General features: G+C 64.3%; 10 protein-coding genes and 1 riboswitch. All 10 genes read left to right on the top strand.

What is annotated here, in order from left to right:
* Window positions 1-618, top strand: a 618-nt coding sequence (locus B3P22_RS05465; protein WP_296270261.1) for a phosphotransferase, incomplete at its 5' end; no start/stop codon positions are given.
* A 948-nt stretch (window positions 619-1,566) separates the two neighbouring features.
* Complete coding sequence (locus B3P22_RS05460; protein ID WP_296270260.1) at window positions 1,567-1,854, top strand: hypothetical protein; 288 nt, start codon at window positions 1,567-1,569, stop codon at window positions 1,852-1,854.
* A 62-nt stretch (window positions 1,855-1,916) separates the two neighbouring features.
* Window positions 1,917-2,234 (top strand): hypothetical protein, encoded by a 318-nt coding sequence (locus B3P22_RS05455; RefSeq protein ID WP_296270258.1) that lies wholly within the window; start codon window positions 1,917-1,919, stop codon window positions 2,232-2,234.
* Between the two features lie 69 nt (window positions 2,235-2,303).
* Window positions 2,304-2,735, top strand: coding sequence for a hypothetical protein (locus B3P22_RS05450; protein WP_296270257.1), 432 nt, complete (start codon window positions 2,304-2,306; stop codon window positions 2,733-2,735).
* 62 nt (window positions 2,736-2,797) lie between these two features.
* On the top strand, window positions 2,798-3,271 hold the full coding sequence (locus tag B3P22_RS05445) for a hypothetical protein (protein ID WP_296270255.1): 474 nt from the start codon (window positions 2,798-2,800) through the stop codon (window positions 3,269-3,271).
* 265 nt (window positions 3,272-3,536) lie between these two features.
* A riboswitch (TPP riboswitch) is annotated at window positions 3,537-3,633 on the top strand.
* 70 nt (window positions 3,634-3,703) lie between these two features.
* Window positions 3,704-5,872: a TonB-dependent siderophore receptor gene (locus B3P22_RS05440; RefSeq protein ID WP_296270254.1), complete on the top strand. Its 2,169-nt coding sequence runs from the start codon at window positions 3,704-3,706 to the stop codon at window positions 5,870-5,872.
* Window positions 5,869-6,459, top strand: a complete 591-nt coding sequence (gene pnuC, locus B3P22_RS05435; protein WP_296270253.1) for a nicotinamide riboside transporter PnuC — start codon at window positions 5,869-5,871, stop codon at window positions 6,457-6,459. Before B3P22_RS05440 ends, pnuC begins: the two co-directional genes overlap by 4 nt.
* 149 nt (window positions 6,460-6,608) lie before the next feature.
* Window positions 6,609-7,886 (top strand): HipA domain-containing protein, encoded by a 1,278-nt coding sequence (locus B3P22_RS05430; protein WP_296270252.1) that lies wholly within the window; start codon window positions 6,609-6,611, stop codon window positions 7,884-7,886.
* A gap of 69 nt (window positions 7,887-7,955) precedes the next feature.
* A complete protein-coding gene (locus tag B3P22_RS05425; RefSeq protein WP_296270250.1) occupies window positions 7,956-8,780 on the top strand; it encodes an HNH endonuclease in 825 nt (274 codons plus the stop codon).
* Between the two features lie 35 nt (window positions 8,781-8,815).
* The coding region (locus tag B3P22_RS05420) for a hypothetical protein (RefSeq protein ID WP_296270248.1) at window positions 8,816-9,023 on the top strand (208 nt) is incomplete at its 3' end.

The raw sequence follows: 9,023 nt of genomic DNA, 5'->3' as shown, positions 1-9,023 counted from the left end.
CTGCTGGTGGCGCGCGACGACCTGATCCGCAGCCACGACCCCATCGCCGCGCTCACCGCCGACCTGTGCAACCGCCCCGGCCTTGCCCGCTACCTGGCGCGCATTCCTTGGGAGGAACAACTGCGCCACACCGTGCTGCCCTGGCATGCGGGCCTGGCCGAACGCCTGCGCGACGAACCGCGGCTGTGGGCGCACAACGACTGGCACGTTTCCAACCTGCTATGGCAGGGCGACACGGTGAGTACCGTGCTCGACTTCGGCCTGGCCTCGCCCACCAGCGCGCTGTTCGACCTGGCCACCGCCATCGAACGCAATGCGGTGGCCTGGCTGGAACTGGAACGCGGCGCGGACGCCGTACGCATCGATACCGTGCTGGCACTGCTCGACGGCTACCGCCAGGTGCTGCCGCTGTCCGCCACGCGCATGCACCTGCTGGCCGACCTGCTGCCGGTGGTGCACCTGGACTTCGCGCTGTCCGAAGTGGAGTACTTCGAAGGCGTCACCGGCTCCACCGCCAACGCCGACGTGGCTTGGCAACCGTTCCTGCTCGGACATGCGCAATGGTTCGGCAGCGCCGAAGGCCAGGCGCTGCTGGCCGCACTGCACGCGGCCGCCTGAACGCGCATGCGGGGCAAACCCCGCATCTACGGAGTGCGGACCATGCAATGCAAACCTACCCCCATGGAGCGCGGCGCCGCGGGAATCCGCACCCGTATAGGTGCCGGGCTTGCCCGACATAGGGCTACGGAGTCCCGGTTGGCTGGACATTCCCAGTCGAGTTGGTCGAACACCGACGCCGGTGGAACTGGCCGGCGATACCAACGAACTGAGCATGGCGTCCTTTAACTGCGCCGGCAGAAAGCGACCCAAGGCGGACATCTGTACTTCTACCGGAACGAGCTTGCCGTGATAACTGAGCCCACCGGTGGCTCCGGCTATACGCTGGCTTGTTAGCCGAACCAAGCCACCCTAAGATCGAGGTGTCGCAAGAGAAAAGCTCGCCATACGGTGCTTTGTAGACAAGTCGCATAACCGGACCCGTGGGTCCGTCTATTAGGTAGTTGGGTGCCAATGGAATTTGAGTCGATACGTCCAGTTCTTAGCGGTGTGGCTGGTGGCATCATTGCCACATGGCTCACCTCTCGCTGGTCTCGTCGGCTACCTTCAAGGCACAACGGAAAGTCACGCGACGCGCTTCTTCGGCAACATCGTTCTGCTATCTGGACGGCCAACACTCTCTTCTTTCTCGGCCTTATCTTCGGTGTCGCCCTGTATCGGATCGGCGGCTTCGACCACACCGACTGGCGACCACTCGGGCTTGGTTTCGGCCTCGCGTCTGTTTTGCCACTTCTGGCCATCTTCATAGTGTCTATCCTCTCCGGGAGAGACCCGCGGGGGGGATACGTTGCCTTCTCATTTGGTCAGGGCATGCCTCTCTGGGCTACCTACGGTTTACTTGGCGCAGGCTCGGTTGCTTTTGTGTTTGCACTTGCCAGCCTTGGCACCTAACCATTCATTCAAGCCGACGCCACTTCGCGGCGCGGCCTAATTCAGGCGTTAGCTGTTATGAGCAACAAGTCAGCGTCTTATCCAACAATCAGTACCCAATGGGCCGGGATGCATGGGGAGGGAATGCAGCTTGAGCTCTCTTGTGATATCTCCGGGGAAAAACATTACTTCGCGAGCTTTGTAGCTGATCCGGCGGATGAGTCACTGGCACTGGAGCTGACAGTATGTGGCCGTCCTGTTCGCATAGCCGTTGCGCAGCTAGAGTCCTTGATAGCCGCGGCTAAGAAAGACGTACATTCAGAGGCCTGGTATGACAAGCAGTTGCCTTCCGGCAATAACAGCTAACAGTTCATTCAAGCCGACGCCGCTTCGCGGCCCGGCTTAACTCAAGCGTCAGGGGCCAGGTGATGATCTCCGTAACTCGCAAAGCCGGCCTGCAGGCATTCGCTATCGGCACGGCGGTCAGTATTGTGGGTGGCTGGCTAGCCGTCACCTATGATCTGTGGCGCTTCAAACCGTTTGGTTGGCTTTACGCGCTTCCGGTCGCGCTTGCCATGATTGGGCTAGGCCAGGCAGGTACTGGCGTGCCCTTCCGCGACCTTGCAGCACGGTGGGATTCGCTCAAGGGCTGGCAGCGCGGCGTGTTAGGCATAACCATTCTCGCAGTGTTTTCCGCCCTGCTATTCGGCATACTTGCGGCGGCAATCGTTTCCGGGGTGGTTTAGCCTCCATCTAACAGCTCATTCAAGCCGACGTTGCTATCGCAACGCGGCTTAATTCAGGCGTTAGTATCCATGTGGAAGATCCTCCTAATCTTGGTGCTATTGATTAGCGGATGCTCGGCAGAGTTGCCGACATCTTCCGTACCTGCTACCGATCGCAGCTCTGCTCCTTGCTCCACTGGCGTAGTCAAGCCAATCAACGTTTCCTTGGCGGCGCTACTTGCTGATCCGGAGCACTATGAAGGCCGGTCCGTTGCGGTAATTGGCTTCATGCACCGGTCCTTCGAGCATTCCGCGATCTATCTCCATCGTGAAGACTATCTGCAGACCATTACACCCAATGGGCTGTGGGTCAGCGGCGCCAATATTCCTGAAGCATTGAACGACCGCTACGTCCGCCTTGAAGGGGTTTTCACCGCGACTGAAACCGGTCATCTCAATCAGTGGTCAGCCACCCTTTGCAGCATCGGACTGGCGACACCTTGGGGCCGGGATGTGCCCTAACAAATCATTTCATTCAAGCCAAAGTGGCTTCGCCAGTCGGCTTAACTCAGGCGTTAGCTGCCATGGAAAGTACCCTCGCGGTTGAGCCATGCATTGAAACCACCGTTGGCCACTGCGACACCTGCGGCCACGATTCGAAGGTGTTCCGCGGCTTCGTGTACGAGCATGGCAACGCCTTAGGTCTGCATCTGTGCCACTACACTGACTCCCATCCGGAACAAGGCGTCTCGATGGCCGTCAGCCTTCGCGGCTGGGGCGAAGGCGCGGCCCCCTCCGAGAAGGAATGCGTGGCCCTTGAGTGGCTCACCACGGAGAGCGGCCCGGGCTGTAGGGTGGTCGATGCAGAGAAAACCTCATGGGCAGGGGAGCCAATGCTCGGCCGCATGCCCTCGCGTGAGGAGATGCTGGGCACGGGCCGGGCCAAGGAGGCCTTCGGCGTGTCTGACGTGGTGAGGCTCAACACGAGCGGCTGTCGGCGTCGGTCAATGGCAGCTAACAATTCGTCCAAGCCGACGCCGCTTTGCGGCGCGGCTTAACTAAAGCGTTGAACGACCGCTCCTGGCCGATTTCTGCCGGTGACCCAGCCCGCAGTCCGTCTGAGCGCTTCTACTGCGCCCAACTCGCTGCGGTGGCGTCCAGTCCGATGGCAGAGCTTTTCCAGCTCCTTGGCTGCACGTACGCAACTTCGCCGGTAGAGCTCCATGCGGGGCGAGCCCCGCATCTACGAGATGCGAGGCCCCATGCGCGCAAGCACCCCCACCCGACCCACGGGCCAAACCGCGGCATTTGTGGTCAAATACCGGCCAGAAGCGGGGGTGCCTGGGCTTGTCCAGGCTGAGAGAGTCCCTTGGAACCTGATCCGGTTTGCACCGGCGTAGGGAGCTTTGAGCAGCAGGCACACCGCCTTCGTGGCCGGTCGCGCGTGCGCGCCTTCGCTTCGTCTCCCCCTACGGCTGATGACGAAACGAATGAACCGCTGCCATACCCTTTCGCTGTTGACCGCCGCGCTGGCCGCGGCCCTGCCGCTGCACGCCCGTGCCCTGGACACCGCCGCCGACCGCTCGCCCACCGAGCTCGATGCCGTGCGCGTGCAGGCCAAGCAGCCCGGCGCCAGGGACACCCAGTCCAACAGCTTCGGCAGTGGCGACTGGAAGAACACCCCGGCCTCGATCAGCGTGCTGGACCGCGGGCTGCTTGACCGCCGCGTGGTGCGCACGCTGTCCGAACTGGCCGACAACGACGCCTCGCTGGGCGACAGCTACGCGCCGGTGGGCTACTACCAGAACATCGCCATCCGCGGCTTCGCGCTGGACACCGCCACCGGCTACCGCTTCAACGGCCTGACCATCGCCGGCGAACAGCGGCTGGCGCTGGAGAACGTGCAGCAGGTGGAAATCCTCAAGGGCGAGGCCGGGCTGGCCGCCGGCGTGATCGCCCCGGGCGGCGTCATCAACTACGTGGGCAAGCGCCCGGCCGAGGTACGCAATGTCACCCTGGGCACCGACGCCGAAGGCTCGCGCTACGCCGCGGTGGACGTGGGCCACTGGCTGACGCCGCGCATCGGCGTGCGCTTCAATGCCGCCTGGGACGACAGCCACTCCTACATCGACCATGCCGACGGCCGCCGCAACTTCTACGCGCTCGCCACCGACTGGCTGATCGGCGAGCGCGCCAAGCTCGAGGTGGACGCCAACTACCAGACCAGCGCGCAGCGCTCGGCCTCGGGCTACCAACTGCTGGGTGCCAGCATGCTGCCGCAGCACGTGGACCGCACGCAGATGCTGGGCTACCAGCGCTGGCAGCAGCCGGTGGGCATCGACAGCACCAACCTCAGCGCGCTGCACACCTACGATTTCAGCCCGGCATGGCAGTCGCGCGTGTCCGCCAGCCACAGCCGCTCGGTGATCGACGACAACGTCGCCTTCGCCTACGGCTGTTACTACGCCGAAGCCTGCTGGGACGGCAGCGTGCCGGGCAATTACTTCGCGCCCAACGGCGACTACGACATCTACGACTACCGCAGCCCCGACGACACCCGCCGCAACCAGCAGCTGCGCGGTGAACTGCGCGGCCGCTTCGCCACCGGCGCGGTCGGGCACCAGCTGGTGCTCGGCGCCGACTACTTCCGCCGCTCGGTGGACAAGCGCCGCAACGTCAACGAATACGTCGGCACCGGCAACATCCACGACGATGCGGTGCCGCAGTTCGACCCCTCGCCGCTGCAGCCGGGCCCATCGGTACGGCGCGTGGACAGCCGCCAGAAGGCGCTGTTCGTGCTGGACCGCATGCAGCTGGCCGACGACTGGCAATGGCTGGCCGGCGGCCGCTTCGTGCGCCTGGACGAGCGCGCCTGGGACAAGCGTGGCAACCCCGAGCGCGACAGCCACGTGTCGCGCTTCCTGCCGCAGACCGCGCTGATCTGGAGTGCCAACGCGCAGCTCAACCTGTACGCCAGCTACGTGCGCGGCATTGCCCTGGGCCAGGAGGCGCCGTTCTGGACCAGCAACGAAGGCAGCTTCCTGCCGTCGGTGCTGTCGCGCCAGCTGGAAGTGGGCGCCAAGTACGCGCCCACCGATGCGTTGAGCCTGGGCGCGGCGCTGTTCCGCATCAGCCGGCCGTTCCAGTACGCCAAGCCGGATGCCAGCGACTACGGCTACACCTTCGTGCAGGAAGGCCAGCAGACCCACACCGGGCTGGAACTGAGCGCACGCGGGCGCATCGGCGACGCGCTGCAGCTCACCGCCAGCGCCAGCGTGCTGCGCGCGCGTGCGCGCGACACCGGCACCCCGGCCTACGAAGGCCACCCGCTGATCAACGTACCCACCACCCGCGCCAGCGTGCATGCCGACTACGCACTGCCGTTCGTGCCCGGGCTGGGCGTGACCGGCGGCTGGCGCTTCGCGTCTTCCAACGTGGCCACCGCCGACGGCCGCGTGCGCGCACCCGCCTACAGCGTGGTCGATGCCGGCCTGCGCTTCCGGCATGAACTGCACGGCCGCGCACTGGACTGGAACCTGAGCGTGGACAACGTGTTCAACCGCTTCTACTGGCGCGACACCGGCAGCAGCTCGGGCGACTACTACCTGTTCCCGGGCGCCCCGCGCCAGGCGCGGCTGACGGTGACCCTGGCGCTATGAGCCCGGCGCTTCTGGAATGGTCCGCGGTCATCGCCAGCGCCCTGGGCGTGTGGCTGATGGCACAGCGGCGCATGCTGGCCTGGCCGGTGGGGCTGGTGTCGGTGGGCCTGTACGCGCTGGTGTTCTTCCAGGCGCGGCTGTACTCGGACATGCTGCTGCAGGGCGCGTTCGCCGCGTTCCTGGCCTACGGCTGGGCCACCTGGCACCGCCAGGACAAGCCCGACGGCCGCGTCGCCATCGCCCCGCTGGCCGCACGCACCGGCGCCCTCCACCTGGCCGTGGGCGTGGCCTTCGGCCTGGCCCTGGGCGCGGCCATGCACACCTGGACCAACGCCGCCCTGCCCTGGCTGGACGCTATGCTCGCGGCACTCAGCCTGGTGGCGCAGTGGTGGCAGGCGCGCCGCCACACCGCAACCTGGTGGCTGTGGATCATTGTGGACGTGGTCTATGTGGGCATGTACGCGGTGAAATCGCTGCACGCCACCGCGGCGCTGTACCTGGTGTTCGTGGCGCTGGCAGCCAGCGGCCTGCAGGCGTGGAAGAAGGCGGCGCGGCAGGAGGGAACGCCCGGTGCTGCGCATCCGTGAGGGGGCGGCATCGCACGATTTATCGTTCCAGAATCGTAAAGAAATAATCCACGCAATACAGAAATTTTCCTGGATATTTATTTGAAAACAATCGGTTGAAAAACAATCACACATGAAATATGGTTCGAAAATCGTAAAGAAACGAACCCATGCCACGCCAAACTGCTGCCACGATTGCCGACCTGCTCGCCCTGCTGGGGGACGGCGACCCCGTGCCTGCCGGTGTCCTGGTTGAGCAACTGGGTGTCAGCCGCCCGGTGCTCGCGCGGCTGGTAGCCGAGGCAGGCGAACGGATACTGCGCCTGGGTAAGGCGCGGGCCACCCACTACGCCGCCCGTGCCACTGCGGGCACTTCCAACGCATGGCCACTGTTCCGCATGCGTGCTGACGCCACGCTGCAGGAGCTGGGCACGTTGCACGCCCTGCGCGGCGACCGCTTCCACTTCCAGCCCTCCGGTGAAAGCCCCAACCTGACGCGGCCGGTGGATACCGTCAGCGGGTACTTCCCCGGCCTGCCATGGTTCCTCGATGACCTGCGTCCTCAAGGCTTCCTCGGCCGCACCCTGGCCCATCGCATGGGCCGGCAACTGGGCGTGCCGGAAGACCTGACCCGCTGGCAGGTACGCGACACCCTCACCGCCATCCTCCATGGCGGCACCGGCATGGGTGACCTGTTGCTGGGGCAGTTCGCGGTCGAGCGCNNGCAACCCAAGTTCACCGCCACGGTGGACACCGGGCGCAGCCGCTACGCCGCGCTGGTGAAGTTCGCCCCGCCCGATGAAGGCCAGGCCGCACGGCGCTGGGCCGAACTACTGGCCTGCGAGCACCTCGCCTTGAACTGCCTGCGCGACGCCGGCCTCGATGCCGCCGAATCGGAGCTGATCCAAACCGACGGTCACACCTTCCTTGAAGTGCGCCGCTTCGACCGCGTACCCGGCACGCTGGGCCGGCGCGGCTTCGTATCACTACTAGCGCTGGACGCCGCGTTCATCGGCGAAGGCACGCGCGACTGGGGCCTGGCCGGCGAACAGCTGCTGGCAGAGCATTGGATAGAACGCGGCACTGCCGACACCATGGCCCGCCTGCACTGGTTTGGCCGCTTCATCGGCAACAGCGACATGCACCTGGGCAACCTGGGCTTTCACCTGACCGACGCCGGCCCACTGCCCCTGTGCCCTGCCTACGACATGCTGCCCATGTACCTGGCCCCCTCGCGCACCGGCATCGTACGCCCGGCCGGCCCGTTGCCACTGGCCGCCCCGGCCCGCGGCGGCCAACTGCCCCACATTGCATGGGCCGCAGACGCCGCACTGCGCTTCTGGTGTGCCGTGGCCGACAACGGCCACATCACCTCGCCCGAACTCAACCGGCTCGCGCGCGAGAACCACACGACCGTGGCTACGTTTGCGCGCAGGTTTGCGAGCTAGCGGCTATATGCCGTAGCAAGCGGTACGAAAGTGGACATAATCCTTGCGTCAGGTCAGGGAACGCCCTTCATGCAAGAAGCAGCCCGCATGTTTCCCAACAAAGGGAACTGGAGCAGCGAACAACTCAAGCTTGCCTTCCACCTTTATTGCCAAACGCCCTTCGGCAAGCTGCATAGCCGCAATCCGCAGATCATTGAACTGGCAAGGCTCATCGGCCGCACGCCCGGCGCGCTGGCAATGAAGTTGGTCAACTTCGCCAGCCTTGATCCGTCGGTCACGGATAGCGGGCGTAGGGGCCTCAGTGGCGCTTCGGCGCTGGATCGCCAGGTGTGGAGCGAATTCCATGCCGATTGGGGGCGGCTGGCCGTGGAGTGTGAGCAACTTCGCGCTGCGCTGTCGGAAGCAAAGGGCGAGGTAGCCACCCGCCAAGCAACCGATGAAGATGACTTCGTACTAGACGACTACAGCGGCAACACGCGCCATACCGTCGTGCAGCAGCGTATCAAGCAAGCCTTCTTCCGCCGCGCAGTACTAGCCAGCTACCGCGGCCGCTGCTGCGTCTCTGGCACTAGCGATGCGCGCTTGTTGGTCGCTAGCCATATCGTCCCTTGGCGGCAGGACAAAGCCAACCGGCTTAACCCGACTAATGGACTGTGCCTTTCCGCACTCCATGACAAGGCATTCGACCAGCATCTTTTCTCACTGACTGATGACCACCGCATCGTGCTATCGGCAAGCCTACGGGCCAGCAAGGACACCTTTCTACGTGAGGTTTTTTGGCGTGTCGAAGATCGCCAGATTGACCTGCCTGACCGCTTCCGGCCTGGGGTGAATTTCATTAGAAGCCACAGGGAAACGATGCTGAAAGCACCAGCGCACCACGCCGACTTTTAGTTCGCCCTCTTCAATCCTTCGGGAAATGGAATTCCATGAAAGTAATCAAGAACTTGTTGCACCTGGACGCAACTGATTTTATCGGCGTCCTCGCAGCAGGGACGGCCGTACTGACCACTGCGCTTGGCTACTTCCTGGTGGCGACGAACGCAGAGTGGTCCGCCTGCAGCCGCGCACTGGTGGCCTATGGCATTGGGTTCTGGACGGCCATGTTCCTGCACCTTGGACCGCCCAGAGTTTCAT

The organism is Pseudomonas sp. UBA6323, from assembly GCF_002439135.1.
Taxonomy (GTDB): Bacteria; Pseudomonadota; Gammaproteobacteria; order Pseudomonadales; family Pseudomonadaceae; genus Aquipseudomonas.
This window is presented reverse-complemented; position numbering and strand designations above follow the sequence as displayed.